23 protein-coding genes are annotated in these 18,849 nt (G+C 68.6%); 11 read left to right on the forward strand and 12 right to left on the reverse strand.

What is annotated here, in order from left to right:
• Positions 1 to 39: 39 nt before the first annotated feature.
• Positions 40 to 285 carry an SCO4848 family membrane protein gene (locus FKO37_RS45785; protein WP_037816154.1) on the reverse strand — a complete coding sequence of 82 codons (246 nt, stop codon included), beginning with the start codon at positions 283 to 285 and terminating at the stop codon, positions 40 to 42.
• A 42-nt stretch (positions 286 to 327) separates the two neighbouring features.
• Here FKO37_RS45785 and FKO37_RS45790 point away from each other — a divergent pair, with 42 nt between their 5' ends.
• A complete protein-coding gene (locus FKO37_RS45790) occupies positions 328 to 1,560 on the forward strand; it encodes a D-alanyl-D-alanine carboxypeptidase family protein (RefSeq protein ID WP_134731414.1) in 1,233 nt (410 codons plus the stop codon).
• Positions 1,561 to 1,615: 55 nt separating this feature from the next.
• On the opposite strand, the gene yhjD is transcribed toward FKO37_RS45790, so the two are convergent.
• The 5 genes from yhjD to FKO37_RS45815 all read right to left on the reverse strand — a co-directional run bounded on the left by yhjD (position 1,616) and on the right by FKO37_RS45815 (position 6,901).
• Complete coding sequence (yhjD, locus tag FKO37_RS45795) at positions 1,616 to 2,629, reverse strand: inner membrane protein YhjD (RefSeq protein WP_134667577.1); 1,014 nt, start codon at positions 2,627 to 2,629, stop codon at positions 1,616 to 1,618.
• A 54-nt stretch (positions 2,630 to 2,683) separates the two neighbouring features.
• Positions 2,684 to 3,940, reverse strand: a complete 1,257-nt coding sequence (locus FKO37_RS45800; protein ID WP_238608591.1) for a hypothetical protein — start codon at positions 3,938 to 3,940, stop codon at positions 2,684 to 2,686.
• A gap of 43 nt (positions 3,941 to 3,983) precedes the next feature.
• The gene (gene trpS, locus FKO37_RS45805) at positions 3,984 to 5,003 is read right to left on the reverse strand and encodes a tryptophan--tRNA ligase (RefSeq protein WP_037816158.1); all 1,020 of its coding nucleotides are present in this window, start codon (positions 5,001 to 5,003) and stop codon (positions 3,984 to 3,986) included.
• 293 nt (positions 5,004 to 5,296) lie between these two features.
• Positions 5,297 to 5,581: a hypothetical protein gene (locus FKO37_RS45810; protein ID WP_238608592.1), complete on the reverse strand. Its 285-nt coding sequence runs from the start codon at positions 5,579 to 5,581 to the stop codon at positions 5,297 to 5,299.
• Between the two features lie 504 nt (positions 5,582 to 6,085).
• A complete protein-coding gene (locus FKO37_RS45815) occupies positions 6,086 to 6,901 on the reverse strand; it encodes an exodeoxyribonuclease III (protein ID WP_037816421.1) in 816 nt (271 codons plus the stop codon).
• 64 nt (positions 6,902 to 6,965) lie between these two features.
• Between FKO37_RS45815 and FKO37_RS45820 the strand changes: the two genes are divergently transcribed.
• Positions 6,966 to 7,697 (forward strand): MBL fold metallo-hydrolase, encoded by a 732-nt coding sequence (locus FKO37_RS45820; protein WP_238608593.1) that lies wholly within the window; start codon positions 6,966 to 6,968, stop codon positions 7,695 to 7,697.
• Between the two features lie 368 nt (positions 7,698 to 8,065).
• Here the strand turns inward: FKO37_RS45820 and FKO37_RS45825 are convergent, their stop codons facing one another.
• Positions 8,066 to 8,377, reverse strand: a complete 312-nt coding sequence (locus FKO37_RS45825; RefSeq protein WP_106961406.1) for a hypothetical protein — start codon at positions 8,375 to 8,377, stop codon at positions 8,066 to 8,068.
• A 193-nt stretch (positions 8,378 to 8,570) separates the two neighbouring features.
• On the reverse strand, positions 8,571 to 9,794 hold the full coding sequence (locus FKO37_RS45830; protein WP_037816160.1) for an NADP-dependent isocitrate dehydrogenase: 1,224 nt from the start codon (positions 9,792 to 9,794) through the stop codon (positions 8,571 to 8,573).
• Between the two features lie 216 nt (positions 9,795 to 10,010).
• Between FKO37_RS45830 and FKO37_RS45835 the strand changes: the two genes are divergently transcribed.
• Genes FKO37_RS45835 through FKO37_RS45845 form a run of 3 tightly spaced genes read left to right on the forward strand, consistent with a single transcriptional unit; the run spans position 10,011 to position 11,531 of the window.
• On the forward strand, positions 10,011 to 10,499 hold the full coding sequence (locus FKO37_RS45835) for a hypothetical protein (RefSeq protein ID WP_051729162.1): 489 nt from the start codon (positions 10,011 to 10,013) through the stop codon (positions 10,497 to 10,499).
• Positions 10,500 to 10,536: 37 nt separating this feature from the next.
• A complete protein-coding gene (locus tag FKO37_RS45840; RefSeq protein WP_037816161.1) occupies positions 10,537 to 10,902 on the forward strand; it encodes a DUF2203 domain-containing protein in 366 nt (121 codons plus the stop codon).
• A 29-nt stretch (positions 10,903 to 10,931) separates the two neighbouring features.
• Positions 10,932 to 11,531, forward strand: coding sequence for a class I SAM-dependent methyltransferase (locus FKO37_RS45845; RefSeq protein ID WP_238608594.1), 600 nt, complete (start codon positions 10,932 to 10,934; stop codon positions 11,529 to 11,531).
• On the opposite strand, the gene FKO37_RS45850 is transcribed toward FKO37_RS45845, so the two are convergent.
• Both FKO37_RS45850 and FKO37_RS45855 read right to left on the reverse strand, forming a co-directional pair.
• Positions 11,528 to 12,037: a hypothetical protein gene (locus FKO37_RS45850; RefSeq protein WP_051729164.1), complete on the reverse strand. Its 510-nt coding sequence runs from the start codon at positions 12,035 to 12,037 to the stop codon at positions 11,528 to 11,530. The two genes, FKO37_RS45845 and FKO37_RS45850, sit on opposite strands and share 4 nt — an antisense overlap.
• 68 nt (positions 12,038 to 12,105) lie before the next feature.
• Positions 12,106 to 12,519 carry a DUF2000 domain-containing protein gene (locus FKO37_RS45855; protein WP_037816163.1) on the reverse strand — a complete coding sequence of 138 codons (414 nt, stop codon included), beginning with the start codon at positions 12,517 to 12,519 and terminating at the stop codon, positions 12,106 to 12,108.
• Between the two features lie 50 nt (positions 12,520 to 12,569).
• On the opposite strand from FKO37_RS45855, the gene FKO37_RS45860 reads away from it, so the two are divergent.
• The 4 genes from FKO37_RS45860 to FKO37_RS45875 all read left to right on the forward strand — a co-directional run bounded on the left by FKO37_RS45860 (position 12,570) and on the right by FKO37_RS45875 (position 15,069).
• Positions 12,570 to 13,331 carry an AraC family transcriptional regulator gene (locus FKO37_RS45860; protein WP_037816164.1) on the forward strand — a complete coding sequence of 254 codons (762 nt, stop codon included), beginning with the start codon at positions 12,570 to 12,572 and terminating at the stop codon, positions 13,329 to 13,331.
• A 27-nt stretch (positions 13,332 to 13,358) separates the two neighbouring features.
• Entirely contained in the window at positions 13,359 to 13,940 is a 582-nt protein-coding gene (locus FKO37_RS45865) for an HhH-GPD-type base excision DNA repair protein (protein ID WP_037816165.1), read from the forward strand.
• Between the two features lie 102 nt (positions 13,941 to 14,042).
• Positions 14,043 to 14,693, forward strand: coding sequence for a DUF433 domain-containing protein (locus FKO37_RS45870; RefSeq protein ID WP_037816166.1), 651 nt, complete (start codon positions 14,043 to 14,045; stop codon positions 14,691 to 14,693).
• Positions 14,683 to 15,069: a toxin-antitoxin system, toxin component, PIN family protein gene (locus FKO37_RS45875; RefSeq protein WP_078870583.1), complete on the forward strand. Its 387-nt coding sequence runs from the start codon at positions 14,683 to 14,685 to the stop codon at positions 15,067 to 15,069. The genes FKO37_RS45870 and FKO37_RS45875 overlap by 11 nt, the downstream gene beginning before the upstream one ends.
• A gap of 18 nt (positions 15,070 to 15,087) precedes the next feature.
• Here FKO37_RS45875 and FKO37_RS45880 read toward each other — a convergent pair whose 3' ends face one another.
• Complete coding sequence (locus FKO37_RS45880) at positions 15,088 to 15,732, reverse strand: hypothetical protein (RefSeq protein WP_043835159.1); 645 nt, start codon at positions 15,730 to 15,732, stop codon at positions 15,088 to 15,090.
• A 13-nt stretch (positions 15,733 to 15,745) separates the two neighbouring features.
• Complete coding sequence (locus tag FKO37_RS45885) at positions 15,746 to 16,936, reverse strand: MFS transporter (protein WP_238608595.1); 1,191 nt, start codon at positions 16,934 to 16,936, stop codon at positions 15,746 to 15,748.
• A gap of 109 nt (positions 16,937 to 17,045) precedes the next feature.
• Here FKO37_RS45885 and FKO37_RS45890 point away from each other — a divergent pair, with 109 nt between their 5' ends.
• Both FKO37_RS45890 and FKO37_RS45895 read left to right on the forward strand, forming a co-directional pair.
• Positions 17,046 to 17,369 (forward strand): helix-turn-helix transcriptional regulator, encoded by a 324-nt coding sequence (locus tag FKO37_RS45890; protein ID WP_134731434.1) that lies wholly within the window; start codon positions 17,046 to 17,048, stop codon positions 17,367 to 17,369.
• Between the two features lie 185 nt (positions 17,370 to 17,554).
• Complete coding sequence (locus tag FKO37_RS45895; RefSeq protein ID WP_043835162.1) at positions 17,555 to 18,733, forward strand: MFS transporter; 1,179 nt, start codon at positions 17,555 to 17,557, stop codon at positions 18,731 to 18,733.
• Positions 18,734 to 18,849 lie beyond the last annotated feature (116 nt).

Genomic DNA, 18,849 nt, shown 5'->3' on the forward strand with positions numbered 1-18,849 from the left:
GGACGCGCCCCGCCACCGACCAAAGGACGCTTCGCCGGATCAGGTGTTGGCGCGATCCCGGGACGTCGCCCGGATGCCGCGCCAGCCGAGCACCCCGATCGCGGTGCCGAGCACGAACGAAACCACGGTCAGCACCGCGTGCACGATGAAGTACCCGGTGGGCGAACCATCGGGCGCCCACGACTGGTTGCTGGCCCACAGATTCTTGGCGAACGTGATCCAAATGATCCAGGACCAGATGCCGAAAGCGAACAAGGCCATCGCTGTACCTCGTGAAATGCGCATGTCTCGAGTATGCCGCCGGACCATCGGCGCTAGATTGCGTGGGTGCACCCCGCTTTCGCCCGGTCGCTGCGAGCATTCGCCGCGACACTCGCCGCAGCCCTCGTAGCCGTCGCCGCGCCCGTCGCCCTCGCCGCACCGGCGCTGGCGGAGCAATGCACCGAGCACGCCGCGCCGCCGGCGCCGGTGGACACCTCGGAGAAGCCGAAGCCGGGCCAGCCCGTCCCGCCGCCGCTTCCGGTGCCCGCCCAGCCGGTCGGCGGCGACCTCCTTGGCGGCTGCGGCCCGGTCCTCCCGCCTGGCGCGCCCGCGCTGCCTCCTGGCGACACCTCGGCGTCGTGGGTCCTCCAGGACCTCGACACCGGCGCGGTCGTCGCGGCGAAGGACCCGCACGCGCGGGAGCGGCCGGCGTCGCTGATCAAGACGCTGCTGGCGCTGGTGGTGGTCACCGAGCTGAAGCCGGACCAGGTCATCGTCCCGACGAAGGAGGACGCCGAGCAGGAGTGCACCTGCGTCGGCATCACCGCGGGCGGGCACTACACGGTCGACCAGCTGCTGCACGGCCTGCTGATGCACTCGGGCAACGACGTGGCGCACGCCTTCGCGACGGCGCTGGGCGGCGTGGACGCGGCGGTCGCCAAGATGAACGCGCTCGCCGCCCGCATCGGGGCGACGGACACTCGCGCGGCGACCCCGTCCGGCCTCGACGGACCGGGCATGTCGACCTCGGCGTACGACCTGAGCCTGGTCTTCCACTACGCGATGAAGCAGCCGGAGTTCGCCAAGGCGGTCGCGACGAAGGCGTACACGATCCCGGCGATCGACGGGAAGCCGCCGATCCCGGTGTTCAACGACAACAAGCTGCTCGGCGTGTACCCCGGTTTCCTCGGCGGGAAAACGGGCTTCACGGACGACGCGCGGCACACGTACGTCGGCGGCGCGGAACGCGACGGCCACCGCCTCGCGATCGTGATGATGCGGGCCGAACAGCGTCCGACGAAGGTGGTCGACCAGGCGGCGAAACTGCTCGACTACGGCTTCGCGCTGGAGAAGAACGGCGCACAGCCGGTCGGCCAGATCGCCTACCGGCCGCTGAGCACCGACTCGGCCGCCCCGATGTCGGACAAGGAAGTCACCCCCGCGGGCGCGACGACCGCGGCGGCGGAGAAACCGGACCCGTTCGGAACGACCGGCTGGGTGCTGACGGTGGTGGTGCTCCTGATCATCATCGCCGGGTTCGTCATCAGCTACCAGCGGAAGCGCAACGCCCGCGCATAGCGAGCCGATGAAAAAAGGGCCTCCTTGATTCGCTCAAGGAGGCCCTTTTTTCGGATCAGCCCTTCCGCCTGCCTAGCCACGCCAGCAGCGCACCGGCACTGAACGCACCGGCCACGGAACCGAGCCCCAGCCCGTGCTGCACCGTCACCCGGGGCTCCAGCAGCACCGGAGCGGGCGGCTGCACCACGCGTCGCTGGTTCTCCCGCGCGGTCGCCGTCCAGGCCGTCACCAGCAGCAGGAACCGCGACACCAGGTTCGCGAACACCAGCAACCCGATCACCGGCCCGAACAACGCGAACGACGGCGACTTCGTGACGCTAGCCAGGTACACAGTCGCGACCTGCTGCAGAATCACGAACCCGACAGAGGCGAAGATCGCGCCCTTGACCGCGCTCCGCAGCGCGACGTGCTCCCGGGGCAGCCGGGCGATCACCCACAGGAAAACCAGCGCGTTGGCGATCAGGCTGAGCACGATCGTCGCGGCTTGGAGCAGGAACTTCGCCCACCCCTGGCCTTCCAGCCCGACCAGTTCCAGCAGCAGTTCGCCGAAGCCACTGCCCGCCGCGGTGATCGCGAACGACACGACCAGCGCCAGCCCGAGCCCGATCAGCGACAGCAGGTCCTTGATCGTCTTGGTGACGAACGGTTCCGTCTTCTTCTCCTGCCCCCACTGCGCGGTGAGGGCGTCGCGGAGGTTGGCCATCCAGCCGACGCCGGAGTAGAGCGCCAGCAGCAACCCGAAGATCCCGATCCCGCTGCCGGAACTCAGCGCGGTGTCGGTGATCTGTTTGACCAGGCCGCGCAGGCCTTCGGGGACCGAACTGTCGATCCCGTGCGTGATCTGGTCGATCACCGCGGTGTTGTGCCCGAGCACCATGCCGACGACCGCGAACGCCACCATGAAGATCGGGAACACCGACAGCACGCTGAAGTACGTGATCGCCGCCGCGTAATGGTTGCCGTAGTTTTCGTTGAAGGAATCGTTGGCGCGGATCAGGTGATCCAGCCACGGGTACTTCCGCCGCAGCCGGGGCAGCAGCTTTTCCTTGTCACCGGTCTCTTTCGCCACCGGAAAACGCTAACCACGGCAACCGGGCCCCGCAACGCGAGCGTGCCCGCGCGGTTACTGCTCGTGGAAGGCGGAGAGCATCTTCTGGGCGGCGGGAACCAGCAGCCGGGTCGCGTCCGCGCCGCTGATGCCGTTCGGGGCGGCGTTGTGGTCGGCGAGGTAGAGCTTGAACACGAAGCGGCCCTTGCGGAACAGCACCTCGCCGTTGGTCTGGCCCTTGCTGCGCACCTGCCCCTCATCCCCGACCTGGGCGGGCGTGGACTGGCCGTCCTTCGGCGCGGACCCGAGGTAGCTCTTCGCCGCGTCTTCGCTGAGGAAACTGATCGCGGTCAGGTGTAGCGCGCGCCGGTCGATGCCGTTGTCCTGGCCGGTGCCGCGTTCGCAGTCGATCTGCACGTAGTTGTGCTGGGTGCTGTTGGTCATGAACATGTCGCCGACCGCGGTGGCGGGGGTTTCGGCGACCATCGGCGAAGCCTCGGTGCCGATTGCCGGGGTCACGGCGTCGGGCGTGAGCATCGGGCAGGGCTGCGCGACCGATTTCGGGAACGCCGAGCTGTCGTAACCGATGACGTTCGCCCCGGCCGGCGCGCTCACCTGCTTGGCGAAGTTCTCGGCGAGCTTCTTGCCGAGGTCCTGCAGCTTGCCCGCGTTCTTGTCCGCCTTCAGCTGGAAGTCGAAGTCGACCAGGGTGTCCCCCAGGACGAGCACGGCGTCGCCGGCAGCGTCCGACGGGCTGTCCGTCGTGCGGCGCTTCGAGAAGATCTTCACCGGGCCGACGGTCAGGCTGGGGTCCGCGTCGTCGAGGTAGGGCTTGGTGTTCACGGTCGGCACGTACGCCGGCTGGGATACCGCGACCGCCAGCTCCTCGTACGTCTGATTGCCCTGGTCGTCCTGCAGGCTGTACACACAGTGGTTCACGCCCGAGGTCAGCGCCTTGGCGTAGGTGTTTTCAGACGACCGCAGCGGTCCCGAACCGTCGCCGACCAGGTAGCGGCGCTCGAAGACGGCCCCGTTCGGGTCCGGCCGCGATTCGACCTTGATCCCGAGCGCGACGAGGTCGGCAATCGTCAGCAGGTTGCACGCCTGGATCACCGGCTTGCCGCCGATCTGCACCGCTTGCGGGTTCGCCTTTTCCTTGATCGGAGCGGGGTCCGGGTACTGCGAGTTCGCATAACCCGGCCGCTGCACGGTCTGGCCGTCGGCGTTCGGGTCCTTCGCGTTCTCGCGGTCCGATCCGGAGAATCCGCTGCACGACGTGACCAGCATCAGCGTCGCGACACCGATCGGCAACAGCCCGGTTTTCCACTGCACTGTATTTATCCCCCCACAGGATATTTTTTTGTGTACTCCCCGCTCAGCTCGCGGGCAGGAACCCGATCCGCTCGTAGACCGACGCCAGCGTGGCCGACGCGACCTCACGGGCCCGGTGCGCGCCCGCGGCGAGGATCCGGTCCAGCTCGGCGACATCGTCCAAATAGGACTGAACGCTCTCCTGCAGCGGCGTGACCCAGTCGACCAGCACCTCGGCGAGGTCCTTCTTGAGATCGCCGTAACCCTTGCCCTCGTAGGCGGTTTCGAGGTCGGCGACGGTCCGGTCGGTCAGCGCGGAGTAGATCGTGAGCAGGTTGGAGACGCCTGCCTTCTCCTCGCGGTCGAAGCGAACCTCGCGGCCGGTGTCGGTGACCGCGGAACGGATCTTCTTCGCCGAGCGCTTCGGGTCCTCGAGCAGCTCGATCAGCCCGTTTCCGGTCGCCGCCGACTTGCTCATCTTCGACGTCGGTTCCTGCAGGTCGTAGATCTTGGCGGTGTCCTTGACGATGAACGGCTCCGGCATGACGAACGTCTTGCCGAACCGGCTGTTGAACCGCTGCGCGAGGTTGCGGGTCAGCTCGAGATGCTGCCGCTGGTCCTCGCCGACCGGCACCGCGTTCGTCTGGTACAGCAGGATGTCCGCGGCCATCAGCACCGGGTAGGTGAACAGACCGACGCTCGCGTGGTCGCTGCCCTGCTTGGCGGCCTTGTCCTTGAACTGGGTCATCCGCCCGGCCTCGCCGAAGCCGGTCTGGCATTCGAGCACCCAGCTCAGCTGAGCGTGCTCGGGCACATGACTCTGCACGAACAACGCGCTGCGCTCCGGGTCGACCCCGATGGCGAGCAGCTGCGCGGCCGAACGCCGCGTCCGCTCGAGCAGCACCTTGGGATCCTGCTCGACGGTGATCGCGTGCAGGTCGACGACGCAGTAGAAGGTCTCGTGGGTGTCCTGCAGCCGCACCCACTGGCGCAGGGCGCCCAGGTAGTTGCCGAGGTGGAAGGAGTCGGCTGTCGGCTGGATCCCGGAAAGCACCCGCAGGCGCCCGTTCTGTTCGTCGGACACGCCCGGGATTCTTTCAGGCTGCGAAGAAGCCCCTGCCGCGGGCCCGGCGGTTCGCGGGACGGACGGGCAGACGGGACGTTTCGCCGCCGTCCGCGCGGGTATGTGCTTTCGGGAGGGAGCGTCGCCGAAGAGATTGAGGGGTGGATGTGCAGCTCAGGTCGCCGATACCGCGGTGCGAGGAGAGCGGCGGAGACGACCGGGGCCGCAAGTGACTCAACCGGCGGCGTGGAAAGCATGGCGAAGTTCGCCGCTCGGCCGGGGAAGATCCTGCTGCCGGAGAACCGGCCAGCTGACTAGGACTGCCGCAGGTTGAGCGCGGCGGGAGCCGGTTCCAGCGGCCGGGTCTCCTCGTCCAGAGCCCCGGCGGCAGCGACCGCCTCGAGCGCCTTCGCGCGGGCCTTGCGGCGCTGCCGGACGACGCCCAGCGCCATCCCGATGACACCGAAACCCACCGCGACCAGGCCGACCGGTCCGAGCATCCCGAACCCGGCCGACGTCGTCTCCGCCCGGACGACGCTGTCGTCCGCGAACGCCGTCGCACCCGTCCCGGCGGCCGCGACCAGGATCGTCCCCAGCACTGCCAGGACTCGCCCGCCCGCGACGACCAGGGAACGCCCGCCACGGACAGCCCGGCGAACCGGAGTCCGCTCGGCCGACCCCGTCCCGGGCACCCCCGATGGGGTGACGGACGAGCGAAGCGCTGGACGGCCAAGAGCCAGCGTGGACCGTGTCACGAACCGGCCTGGGTTGCGCACCGGAGTGCCTCCCGCGAGGTGACTGTTCTGAACGAGCGCCTCACCCGTAAGGATGAGTTCTCGACGTGCTACTGGTCAGAAAACTACCGAGCGTGTCAAGACCTGTCGGATCTGATCAACTCGGGAGCCGAGGCTAGCGCCCACTCGGGGAGTAACCGAGGCCGCCCCTGCGGTCTCGGTGTCGTCGGTGGTCAGCGCCGTGCGCCGTGCGCGGAACCACGCACAGTGTCCTCGATCCCCGGCAAACCGGACAGAATCCCCCTGCAGAACAAACCCGAACTACCCTCAGCAGGCTTCACCCACTAGTCACCAGCAGGACAACCAGGTTCAGCCCGGGAACGGCACGTCGTACGTCGCGGTGACCGGCGCGTGGTCCGACCAGCGCTGGTCGTAGGACTCTGCCCGTTCGACCACCACCGACGTCACCTTCTCCGCCAGGCCAGGCGTCGCCAGCTGGCAGTCGATGCGCCAACCCGAGTCGTTGTCGAACGCCTTGCCCCGGTAGGACCACCACGTGTACGGACCGGGGCCCTCGGGGTCGAGCCGACGCTGCACGTCGGCATAGCCCGCTTCGTAGACGCGGCCCATCCACTCGCGCTCCTCCGGCAGGAACCCGGAGTTCTTCTGATTGCCGCGCCAGTTCTTGAGGTCGACGGTGTCGTAAGCGATGTTCCAGTCGCCGACCACGACGACCTCCCGGCCCTCCGCGGCCGCCTTCGCGCGCAGCTCGACCAGGTACGGCAGAAACGCGGCCATGAAGCGTTCCTTCTCGTCCTGCCGCTCGGTGCCGACGTCGCCGCTCGGCAGGTACAGGCTCGCGACGATCACGCCGGGCAGGTGCATTTCCAGGTACCGCCCGCTGTCCTCGAACTCGGGCTCGCCGAACCCGGTCCGCACCTCGTCCGGCTCGACGCGGCTGTAGAGCGAGACGCCGTTGCGCCCCTTCGCGACCGAGGGCGCGTGCGCGGCGAACCACCCCTCCGGCGCGACGACGGACGCGGGCAGCTGCGCGGCCTCAGCCCGCACTTCCTGACACGCGACGACATCCGCCTCGGTGGCGGCCAGCCACTCGACGAAGCCCTTCTTGACGGCAGCCCGGAGACCATTGACGTTGACAGTGGAGACGATCAGCACCCCGCGCACGCTACCCGCCGGGTCCGACAATTTTCCGCGCGCGGCGGGTACGGCGAGGTCCAGAATGACCGCCATGCCTCGCTTGACCGTCCTCGGCAGCTGCGGCGCCTGGCCCGAACCCGGCCGCGCCTGCGCCGGATTCCTGCTGTCCCACGAGGACTTCCACGTCGCACTCGACCTCGGGTACGGAGCCGCCCCGCGACTCTTCCAGCACGTCCCCGCCGACCGGCTCGACGCGATCGTCGTCACGCACGAGCACCCCGATCACCTCGCGGACGTCAGCGCACTCGGCCGGGCCCGCCACTACACAACCGACCGCAAGCTCCCGCTGCACTGCACTCCCGGCAGCGTGCGCCGGCTCGCCGCGATGGAGCCCAACCCCGCTCCCGACGAGAACTTCGACCTCCACGACCTCGGCCCCGACACCGACCTCGGCCCGTTCCGGCTCACCACCGCGCTCCTGCCGCACCACGTGCCGAACTACGGCGTCCGGCTCACCGCACCCGGCTACACCCTCGCCTACACGGGCGACACCGGTCCCGCTCCGCAACTGACCGACCTGGCCCGCGACGCCGACGTCCTCATCTGCGAAGCGACCCTGCAAGGCGCACCGCCGGACGATCCCCGGTACCTGATGACCGCCGCGGAAGCAGGCCGACTCGCCGCCGCGGCGAATGTCCGCACGCTGTTGCTCACGCATTTCTGGCCCGGTTCCGACCGCGCGGTTTCCGTAGCCGAAGCCCGCGCCGAGTTCGCCGGGGAAGTACTCGCCGCGGAAGAAGGACACATGCTGAATCACGCATAATCGCGCGTTCCGCACAACAAACGCGATCACCGTTCACCCTGAACGCTTTCACCCCGGCACCGCGCGGCACAAAAGAGCAGCCGCATCCGGCAATCGCGAACACCCAGAGCCGTACGGACGCAACGGTTCAACCGACCGGCGCATTCCCGCGTGGACGACCGAAGCCGTCCCACCAAATGGGACGAATCAGCGAACAACCACCGACCCGGACCCCCACCAAGCTCAGCAGCCGCTCGACCCCGGCCGAACCACGTGCCGCAGCAAACCCAGCAACCACTCAAACCTAAGCGCCGCAACAGACTCCGCACACGACAGCGTCAGCACACCACCGGCTCAGCACCTCAACCAGGCATCAGTACGAACCAGACTCAGCACTTGGCCCCGGACACCGGCGTCACGAAGCTGTCCGCGACCCACTTGCCGTCGGCGACCTTCCGGAACCCGTTCTGCACCACGGGTTGCGCGTCGAATTCCGCGCCGCGCAAGTACTTCCCGACGACCTTCCCGTTGCCCGCGGCGGTTTCCCGCGCGTTGAGCACGTCGGCGGTCACCGAGACCTTGCAGCCGGTCGGGGATCCCTGCGCGTCGGCCTGGCCTTTCTGGCCGAACGCGTAGATGACCACGACCGCGGCGACGACTCCGATAATAATCAGTGTCTTCTTGGGCAAACCCAGAATCACGGCCGCTCCTCAGTCGCGAAAAACCCCTCGTCCAGAGTAGGCAGTCCGACCCGGCCCGGACAGGTTCGCGACCCCATTCCACCCGGAGGTGCCAATCCTGTCACCGACACATCACGAAGAGTGACAAAAAAGAGAAGGGCACCTCGGAAGACTCCTCCGAGGTGCCCTTCTCGCAAAAACGGCTAAAGAAAGATCAGCCCTGCGCGATCTTCTTGGCCAGGTTCTCGTCCAGCGTCGCGAGGAAGTCCTCGGTCGTCTGCCATTCCTGGTCCTTGCCGACCAGCAGCGCGAGGTCCTTGGTCATCTTGCCGCCCTCGACGGTGTCGACGACGACCTGCTCCAGCTTGTTCGCGAAGCCGATGAGCTCCGAGTTGCCGTCCAGCTTGCCGCGGTGCTCGAGGCCGCGGGTCCACGCGTAGATCGAGGCGATCGGGTTCGTGGAAGTCGGCTTGCCCTGCTGGTGCTGGCGGTAGTGCCGGGTGACCGTGCCGTGCGCGGCCTCGGCCTCGACGGTCTTGCCGTCCGGCGTGCGCAGCACCGAGGTCATCAGGCCGAGCGAACCGAAGCCCTGCGCGACGGTGTCGGACTGGACGTCGCCGTCGTAGTTCTTGCACGCCCAGACGTAGCCGCCCTCCCACTTGAGCGACGCGGCGACCATGTCGTCGATCAGCCGGTGCTCGTAGGTGATGCCCTTGGCGTCGAAGTCCGACTTGAACTCGGTCTCGAAGATCTCCTGGAACACGTCCTTGAACATGCCGTCGTAGGCCTTGAGGATGGTGTTCTTGGTCGAGAGGTAGACCGGGTACTCGCGGTCGAGGCCGTACTGCAGCGACGCGCGCGCGAAGTCCTCGATCGACTTGCGGTAGTTGTACATCCCCATCGCGACGCCGCCGCCCTCGGGGAAGTTCGCGACCTGGAACTCCATCGGCTCGGAGCCGTCTTCGGGGGTGTAGGTCATCGTCAGGGTGCCCGGGCCGGGGACCTTGAAGTTGGTGGCCTTGTACTGGTCGCCGTGCGCGTGGCGGCCGATGATGATCGGCTTGGTCCAGCCGGGTACCAGCCGGGGCACGTTGCGCATGACGATCGGCTCGCGGAAGATCACGCCGCCGAGGATGTTGCGGATGGTCCCGTTCGGGGACACCCACATCTTCTTGAGGCCGAACTCCTCCACGCGCGCCTCGTCGGGCGTGATCGTGGCGCACTTGACGCCGACGCCGTGCTGCTTGATGGCGTTGGCGGCGTCGACCGTGATCTGGTCGTCGGTGCGGTCCCGCTCCTCGATGCCCAGGTCGTAGTAGTCCAGGTTGACGTCCAGGTACGGGTGGATCAGCTTGTCCTTGATGAACTGCCAAATAATGCGGGTCATCTCGTCGCCGTCGAGTTCGACAACGGTGCCCTGGACCTTGATCTTGGCCATGAGCAGCGGTGCTCCTTCCGCGGATCTTCGCGTTCGCTTCTTCGCTCTCCGATAGCGGTACAAGCGTACTGCTTAACAGAGCTGGATGGTTCCAGAAGTGGTCGGAATCAAGTCTCTACCACCCTTGACCCGGCCTGCCGACCGGGCACGACTGCGGAACCAGCCGAGCGGGCCGCCCGTCCCATCGCGGCAAGCACCGCACTGGGAGGTCCCGCCATGTCATACCCCGAGCCGTACTCCGTTTATCCCCCGGCGGGCGGCCCGGTCGCCGCACCGGCGGGCAGCCGGGCGGTGGCGCGCGTGCTCAGCGGGCTGTGCGGGCTCGTCCTCACGCCGGTCGCGCTCGGGCTGCTGGCCTACGGCAGCTACCTGCACCAGCGGCAGATCGCGGCTTCGTTCGCCGAACACGGGGACGCCCTCGGCATCACGTTGGCGGTGGCGGGCGCGGTGCTCCTGTTCGGGGTCGCCGTGCTCGGCGCGTGGTCGGGAACCGGACCGATCGCGGGCGGGCTGGTGTGGTGCCTGGTTCCGGGGGTGATCACGCTGGTGGCGCCGCGCTCAGCGTTCGATCTGCTCGACCTGCTGCCGCGCGGACAAATGACCGTGGGCGTGGCCGGGTGGATGTCGTCGGGCGCGCTGCTCGGCACCGGGTTCCTGCTGGTCGGCACGGGTCTGGCGGTCCGGCTGGCGCGTCGGCGCAGGTAGCGGCGGACCGGCGCGGGCCCGGTGAGACTATTTGCAGATGGGATTGTTCACCGTAGCCGAGGCCCGCACCGAGCTCGCCCGGTTGCTTCCCGTGCTCGCCGAGCTGATCCGGGTCCGCGCCGACGCCGCCGAACTCGCCGCGTCGCTGCGCCCGGGCGGGCGGGACACCAGCCTCGGCGGCCTGCCGGAGTGGAAGGCCGCGCAGGCGAGGCTGGACGACCTGATGACCGCGATCCAGGCGACCGGGGCGGAGCTGAAGGGGTTCGCCCCGCTGCTGGTGGACTTCCCGGCTTCGCTCGACGGCGACGACGTCCTGTTGTGCTGGCTCGAGGGCGACCGCGAACTGTCCTGGTACCACCGGGCCGACCTCGGTTTCGCCGGCCGTCGCCGATTGCCCGGATAATCACTGGTCAACCGCACTACGGTGGCTAGGTGAGCACACTTTTCGACGCCGACGCGGCGGGATACGACGAGGACACCTTCCACCCGTATGTGGCCGAGCAGCTGATCGGCGGCCTGGCCCCCAAGCCCACTCTGCTGGTCGACGTCGCCGCGGGCACCGGCGCGGCAGCCTTCGCGGCACTGCGCCTGGAACCGGCCGCGGTATTCGCCATCGACCTCTCCCCCGCGATGATCGAGATCGCCCGCACCAAGGCCGCCGACCGCGACCCGGACGGCCGGATCACCTGGCAGGTCGGCTCCGCGGTCCCGCTGCCGATCGGAGACGGCGAGGCGGACGCGGTCGTCTGCGCCTCCGCACTGCACTTCCTGGGCGCGCGCGCCTTGACCGACTGGCGGCGAGTGCTGCGTCCAGGTGGGAAGCTGGCGTTCAGCGTGGTGTCGGCGGAACGCTTCAAGCCGACCGGCAAATTCGCCGACGTGTTCCCGCGAGACCTGCGCGTCCCGGGCACCCTCGAGGAAGCCGCCGCGCTGGCCACCGACGCCGGGTTCAGCTCGGCGAAGGCACAGCACGTGACGCTCGATCAGGGCGACCGGGTACGGCAGGTTTTCGCGGTGTTCGCGGAGGCTTAACGGTGGAAGTGCGCCTCGCCGCGGGTAGCCGCGGCGGGGGCGCAGTGCAGGACGAAGGTGACGTCTAGGTCCGTGACCGCACCGTCGGCCGCACGGGTTAGGCGGGAGACGGTGAAGTCGGCGGTCGCGTCCGGAAGTGCGCAAGCGCGCGTGCCGCCCGCCTGGGTCCCGCGATACGCGATGAAGCTAGGCGTCGCGAGCTGCGGCGAATTCTGCGGCCGGACAGCGGCGTTCGAGTAAGTCCCCTCGTGCAGCTGCTGTCCGGCAGGCGCGCTGAGCTCCAGCCGGGCCCAATCCCAGCCGTCGGGCGTCTCGGCGTCCACTTTCACCGCGCCGTCGTACTCCCAGGCCGTGACCTCGTCGACGGTCCAGGAAGCACTGCCTTCAAACGCGTAAGCGCCTTCGTCCGAGGTGTAGCCGAACCCGGCCGCCGGAGCCGCGTGCGCGGCCGATGCCGTCCCGAACGCGATACCCGTCGCAGCGACGAGCGCCAAGATTCTTCGCATGATTCCCCTCCCCTGGGTCGCTGCCGATCTTGGCAGGATTCCCTGCGCTGCGGCGGAAAATCCCCCATTCAGCCGTGCAGCTGAGCGCCCTTGAGGATCTTGTCCACCGCGTTCTTCGGCCCATGCACGGCCATCCCCGCCAACGCCAGCTTCTCCGTCGGCACCGCCCGCACCGCCGCGCGATTGTCGACGTCATTGCCGGTCTGGAACAGCTCGTCGGTGAAGATCGAGAACCGCAGACCCCGCGAGAGCGCGCGGCTGTGCGCCAGCGCGAGCGTCTCGGCGGTGCCGGCGAACACGAGTACCGGCTGGCGGAACATCGGCAGGTACTCGGTGTCGTCGGCGTCGAGGTAAGGCTCGCCGATCAGTTCGGGCGTCGTGTGGGCCATGCCGCTCACCAGGAACGCCGTGACGTTCAGCCGTTGCCACGAGGCCAGGTCGTCCCGCAGCAGCACGGCGATCTTCGTGTCGAATCGGTTCATGCGAGACAGCGTCGGCCCGGCGCCGCGTACGGGTCTTGTACGTTTTGAACATGACGGTGTCGGCTTGGCGCCCTCCGGTGCCTGGGATCGCCGAGGCGTTCCACGCCCGGTTCACCGACCACGCCTACCCCGCGCACACGCACGACACCTGGACGCTGCTGATCGTCGACGACGGCGCGATCAGCTACGACCTCGACCGGCACCACCACGGCGCCCTCGGCACGGCCGTCACCCTGCTGCCGCCGAACGTCGCGCACGACGGGCGCGCCGCGACCAGCCACGGCTTCCGCAAACGCGTGCTCTACCTCGACGCCGACGTCCTCGGCGACGACCTGATCGGGGCCGCCGTCGACCAGCCGAGCCTGCCGGATCCGTTGCTGCGCACCAGGATTCACCAGCTGCACCAGTCGCTGACCGAACCGCTGGAAGCCGAAAGCCGCCTAGCCCTGGTCGCCGAGCGGCTGCGCACCCACCTCGGCCGCTTGACGGTGGCACCGCCCGACCGCAGCCTGGCCGACGACCTGCGCGACCTCCTGGACGAACGCCTGCCCGATTCCCTGACGCTGGCCGACGCCTCCGAGGTATTGGGCGCGCACCCCGTCCACCTGGTCCGCGCCTTCGGCCGCCGTTTCGGGCTGCCGCCGCACCGGTACGTCACCGGCCGCCGCGTCGACCACGCCCGCCGCCTCCTGCTCGACGGCACCCCGCCCGCCGCCGTCGCCACGACCGCCGGGTTCGCCGACCAGGCGCACCTGACCCGGCACTTCCGCCGCTACCTCGGCACCACCCCGGCCCGCTTCGCACGCGGCTGACCGGGCGGTTTGTGCGAAGATGGCCCCATGCTGCGCGAACTGCACCTGACCGGCGACCCGGCGGCCGACAAGCTGCTCAACGACGACCCGTTCGCCCTGCTCACCGGGATGCTGCTGGACCAGCAGTACCCGATGGAGCACGCCTTCGCGGGCCCGCGGAAGATCGCCGACCGGATGGACGGCTTCTCGCTGCAGAAGATCGCCGCCACCGACGTCGAGGCATTCGTCGAGATGTGCGTCGTCCCGCCGGCGATCCACCGCTACGGCGGCTCGATGGCGCGCCGGGTGCACGCGCTGGCGCTGCACATCATCGAGAACTACGACGGCCGCACCGAAGGCATCTGGCTGGACGGCCGCCCCAAGCCGGACGGCGAAGAGGTGCTCAAGCGACTCAAGGCACTGCCCGGTTTCGGCGAGCAGAAGGCGAAGATCTTCCTGGCACTGCTGGGCAAACAGCGCGGCGTCGCCCCGAAGGGCTGGCGCGAAGCCGCAGGCGCATACGGCGACCGCGGCTCCCGCCGGTCCATTGCGGACGTGACGGACGCCAAGACGCTGGGCGAGGTGCGCGCGTTCAAGAAGGCCGCGAAGGCCGCCGCCAAGGCGAACTGACTCAGCCTCGCGCGAACACGCGGATCTTGAGCCGCCCGGCAACTGGGCGAACCGATACAGTGGGCTGTGTCGAGGACGAATCCACATCATGAAGGAGGGGCCGTGGTCGACAAGTTCGCCGATCCGCTGCTGACTCCCAAAGAAGTGGCTCGGCACCTGCAGATTCCTCAGTCCACCATGTACTACTGGCTCGGCGAGAAGGCAGACGGTACGCCGCTGGTGCACCGAGTCGAACCGGAACGACATGGCAGGCCGTCAGTTCCGTTTGTCGCCGTGATCGAGGCCTACGTGCTTCGAGCGCTGCGCGATCTCGGACTGACCAAACGAAAGATCCGTGACGCCGCTGCTGAGGTTCGTCGGTCGTTTCACACGCCGTATGCACTGGCGACGAAGCAGATCGCAACCGACGGAGTGGACATCTTCCTCCACTACGCGGACGGGGACCTCGCGCGCGTCGGAGATGGTCAGCGACCGTTCCGCGAGATCATCAACGATTACCTGCATTTCATTGAATGGGACGCTGCGGACGGTTTCGCCGGAAGCCTGCGCCTCCGGCAGTACCCCGATGTGGCACCGGTGGTGATCGACCCACGGTTCGGATGGGGCACGCCCGTTGTCGAGTCGACGAAGGTACCGGTCGACGCCGTCGTCGATCTTTGGCTGGCCGGCGAATCCTTCACCGACGTCGCTTACGAATACGGTCTCACTTCGGAACAGGTCGAAGCGATCTGCAGAGTAGGCCGTGCCGCCTGAGTTTTTCCTCGATCGAGGGCTAGGACGAAGGCTGGCCGAAGAGCTGACCGACCTCGGCTGGATCGTGCACCGAGCAGCCGCGCACTTCCCGGACGATGCCCAACACGTCGCCGACGAGGACTGGCTGGACTACGGCCTGGCCCGGGGATGGTCGCCATTGTGCAAAGACGGCCGGATCAAAGGTCGTGACACGGAACGCGCACCGCTGGAGACGTACGGCGGGGTTCTTTTCTATCTCGACAACCAACGCCTCAGGGTCGACGACATGGTGGCTCGATTCGAGCAGCATCGGCAAGCGATCCACCGGGCCGTAGCACGTGGCGGCCCGCGCGCATACGCAGTCGGTGCGCACAGCCTGCGTGCAACCTGGCCATGACTCGTCAGGCCGTCTGACTCAGCCTCGCGCGAACCAGACCACGTCCGGTTCCCCGCGCGGCACCGGAATCTCCACCACGTCCACCTCGGCGAACCGCTCCCGCAGGCGAGCCGTGAACCCCGGTGCCGCGCCCGCGCTCCACACCGCCAGCACCCCGTCTGGGCGCAGCAGCTGAGACAACCGCTCCAGGCCGGAAGCCGCGTACAGCGACGCATTCCCCTCAGTGACCGTCCACTCCGGACCGTTATCGATGTCCAGGCACAGCGCGTCGAACGTCTCGCTCGTCGTCCGCAGCCACTCCAGAAGGTCCGCCTCGACCACCGTCACCCGCGGGTCGTCCAGCGCCGCGCCGTGCACCTCGCGCAGCGGACCGGTGCGGTTCCACGCGATCACGGCAGGTTCGCGTTCCACGACCACGACCTCGGAAACCGCACTGTGGTCCAGCGCGGCACGCAGCGAGAACCCGACGCCGAGGCCGCCGATCAGCACTCGGGCACCGGGGGCGAGCCGGTCGGCCGCTCCGGTCACGAGCAGCCGTTCCGACTCGCCGTTGCGGGTGTCCATCAGGAACATCCCGTTTTCGATCACCTCGAACTCGGCGCCGTCGCGCCGCAGCACCAGTTCGCCGCCGTGCCCGGGCACGGTTTCCAGTACCTCTGCCACGCCCGGCAGCTTCTCAGACCGCGACCTCTTCGCGGACCTCAGCCCGCTTCCGCGCGCCCCAGAAGAACACGACCACCAGCATCGCCGCGGCGGCGAGGATCGCGGCGATCTCCGGCAGGACGGTCGGTCCGGCCGAGGTCAGCACCGCGCCGCCGACGACGCCGGACAGCCCGACGCCCAGGTAGATCGCCGACGCGTTGAGCGACAGCGCGAGCCCGGCGTGCCCCGGCGACAGTTCGATGAGCCGGTGCTGCAACGGCGGGCTGAACGACCAGTTCGCCAAGCCCCACACGAACAACGTGATCCCGGCCCCGACGACGGTCGTCGCGGTGAACGGCAGCAGCACCATCACGGCGGTGAACCCGATGAGCACGATCAGCAGCGGCTTGCGCGCACCCCACCGGTCGGCCGCGCGGCCGCCGGCGAAGTTGCCGATCGCGCCGCCGATGCCGTAGCAGAACAGCAGCACCGTGATCGTCCCGCCGGAAACGCCCGCGGTGGCGGACAGCACCGGCGACACCAGCGTGTAGACCATGAACGCGGCGAGGCAGGCGAGCGTGGTGGTGACCAGCAGCGCGACCACCCGCTTGTCCCGCGCGACCGCGAACCGCTCGGCGAGCCCGACCACCGGCGGCGGCGCGACCTTCGGCAACGCGACCTGCACCCCGATCGCACCGAGCAGCGAAAGGATGCCGACGAACAGGAACGCGCCCTCGTAACCGAACTGCTGGGAGATCACGCTGCCCAGCGGAACGCCGAAGATCAACGCGATGGTGAGTCCCCCGAACACCAGCGACACAGCTCGCCCGCGACGTTCCGGCGTGGTCAGCTCAGCCGCGACGGCAGTGGCGGCCGGGGTGTAGACGGCAGCCCCGACCGCCGTGACGACCCGCGCGATCAGCAGCGTGGTGTACCCCGGCGCGACGGCCGCGAAGATGTTCCCGACCGCGGCCACCGCGAGCGCGGCGACCAGCAGTGTGCGCCGTTCCCACCGGCCGGTGGCGGCGGCGAACAATGGCGAGCCCACCGCGTACGCGATGGCGAACGAGGTGACGAGCTGCGCCGCGGCCGTCGCGGAGATGTGCAGCTCGGAGGTGAGCGCCGGCAACAGCCCGGCCACGATGTAGCCGCTGGTGCCGACGCCGAAGGCCCCGAACGCGAGCACCGAGTTCCGGGCCGCCGCCGAGGACGAGACGCTGGACATGAATGTTCCCCCAAGGAAACCTGAACGGATAGTTCGACGAACGTCGTAGTTCGATGACGACCGTACACGGACCCGCCGACAATTTCGACAGTCGTCGTACTATGGACGCATGCCCGCCTCTGTGCCCCTGCCGCCGCTCGCCTATCCCGACCGCGACGAGATCACGGTCGAAGCGGTGCTGCGCGCGCTGGCCGACCCGGTCAGGCTGGCGATGGTCCGGCAGCTGGCGAACTCCGAAACGGAGATCTCGTGCAGCGGTTTCGAGGTGCCGGTGACCAAGTCCACACTCACCCATCACCTCGCGACCCTGCGCCAGGCCGGGGTGATCGTCGGCCGCCAGGAAGGCACGACCCGGTACAACTCGTTGCGCCGCAACGATCTCGACGCACTGTTCCCCGGCCTGCTCGACGGCGTGTTGGCCGCGCCCCGCTGACCGGTCGCGCTACGTGGCGGGCCTCACCCGAATACCGGGATGACAAGGCCGCCCTCCATCGGTTCAACTAGAGCGAGACAGCACGACGACGTCGGGGCTGTCTAGTTTTTTGCTCTCGTTCTAAAGCGCTTCAGAAGCCTGGTCCCCAGGCGCTGAGCAATCGTTTTCTCCAGGAAGGGAGAGCCGTGCCCGTCGCGTTGCTCGCGCTCGCCGTCGGTGCCTTCGGCATCGGTACCACCGAGTTCGTGATGATGGGTGTGCTGCCTCTGACCGCCGCGGACTTCCACATCGACATCCCGTCCGCGGGCTACTTCATCTCCGCGTACGCGCTCGGCGTGGTGATCGGCGCGCCGCTGCTCACCGCGCTGGCGGTCCGGTTGCCGCGCAAAACCATGCTGCTGGCGATGATGGGCCTGTTCACGGTCGGCAACGCACTGTTCGCGCTCTCGCCGAACCAGGACTTCGGCATCGCGTTCCGGTTCCTCGCCGGCCTGCCGCACGGCGCGTTCTTCGGCGCGGGCGCGGTCGTCGCGTCCAGCCTCGCGCAGCCGGGCCAGCGCGCGAAGGCCGTGTCGATGATGTTCATGGGCCTGACGCTGGCGAACGTCATCGGCGTCCCGCTCGGCACACTGCTCGGCCAGCAGGTCGGCTGGCGCGCGACGTTCGGCGTCGTCGCGGTGATCGGCCTGCTCGCCATCGCCGCCATCGCGAAACTGGTGCCGCACCAGGGCCGCCCGGCCGACCCGTCGATCCGCGGCGAACTCGGCGCGTTCCGCCGCCCGCAGGTGTGGCTGGCGCTGGCGATCGTGATGTTCGGACTCGGCGGCGTGTTCGCCTGCATGTCCTACATCGCGCCGATGCTGACCGACGTCGCCGGGTACTCGCCCGCCAACGTCACGGTGCTGCTTTCGCTGGCCGGGGTCGGCATGACGATCGGCAACTACCTCGGCGGACGGCTCGCGGACAAGGCGCTGATGCCGAGCCTGTACGTCGCGCTGCTCGCGCTCGCGACCGTGCTCGCGATCTTCACCGTGACCGCACAGGGCAAGGTCGGCGCGGCGGTCACGATCTTCTTCGTGGGCGTCGCGGGCTTCATGATCGGCCCGATGATGCAGGCCCGGATCATGGAGAAGGCGGGCGGCACTCCGTCGCTGGTCTCGGCCGCGGTGCAGTCCGCGTTCAACATCGCCAACTCAATCGGCGCCTACCTCGGCGGCCTCGTCATCGCAGGCGGACTCGGCCTGCTGGCCCCGAACTGGGTCGGCTCACTGCTCGCCGTCCTCGGCGTATCCATCGCCGCAGTGTCCGGGCTGCTGGACCGCCGCGAGGCGCGAGTCCAGAAAGAACTCGCGCTCGCGTCCTGACCGCGCTCGCTCAGGAGGAGGCGGGCGGCACGCCGTCGCGGTCTCGGCGGCGGTGCAGTCCGCGTTCAACGATCGGCGCCTACCTCGGCGGCCTCGTCATCGCAGGCGGACTCGGC

This window comes from Amycolatopsis sp. Poz14 (genome assembly GCF_006704225.1).
Lineage (GTDB): Bacteria > Actinomycetota > Actinomycetes > Mycobacteriales > Pseudonocardiaceae > Amycolatopsis > Amycolatopsis nivea.

Bases quoted from the DNA above. Each gene is read 5' to 3' on its own strand.
- FKO37_RS45785 (WP_037816154.1), bottom strand. From the start codon at position 285: ATGCGCATTTCACGAGGTACAGCGATGGCCTTGTTCGCTTTCGGCATC.
- FKO37_RS45820 (WP_238608593.1), top strand. From the start codon at position 6,966: ATGCCTCGCTTGACCGTCCTCGGCAGCTGCGGCGCCTGGCCCGAACCC.
- FKO37_RS45830 (WP_037816160.1), bottom strand. From the start codon at position 9,794: ATGGCCAAGATCAAGGTCCAGGGCACCGTTGTCGAACTCGACGGCGAC.
- FKO37_RS45835 (WP_051729162.1), top strand. From the start codon at position 10,011: ATGTCATACCCCGAGCCGTACTCCGTTTATCCCCCGGCGGGCGGCCCG.
- FKO37_RS45840 (WP_037816161.1), top strand. From the start codon at position 10,537: ATGGGATTGTTCACCGTAGCCGAGGCCCGCACCGAGCTCGCCCGGTTG.
- FKO37_RS45850 (WP_051729164.1), bottom strand. From the start codon at position 12,037: ATGCGAAGAATCTTGGCGCTCGTCGCTGCGACGGGTATCGCGTTCGGG.
- FKO37_RS45855 (WP_037816163.1), bottom strand. From the start codon at position 12,519: ATGAACCGATTCGACACGAAGATCGCCGTGCTGCTGCGGGACGACCTG.
- FKO37_RS45860 (WP_037816164.1), top strand. From the start codon at position 12,570: ATGACGGTGTCGGCTTGGCGCCCTCCGGTGCCTGGGATCGCCGAGGCG.
- FKO37_RS45865 (WP_037816165.1), top strand. From the start codon at position 13,359: ATGCTGCGCGAACTGCACCTGACCGGCGACCCGGCGGCCGACAAGCTG.
- FKO37_RS45885 (WP_238608595.1), bottom strand. From the start codon at position 16,936: ATGTCCAGCGTCTCGTCCTCGGCGGCGGCCCGGAACTCGGTGCTCGCG.
- FKO37_RS45890 (WP_134731434.1), top strand. From the start codon at position 17,046: ATGCCCGCCTCTGTGCCCCTGCCGCCGCTCGCCTATCCCGACCGCGAC.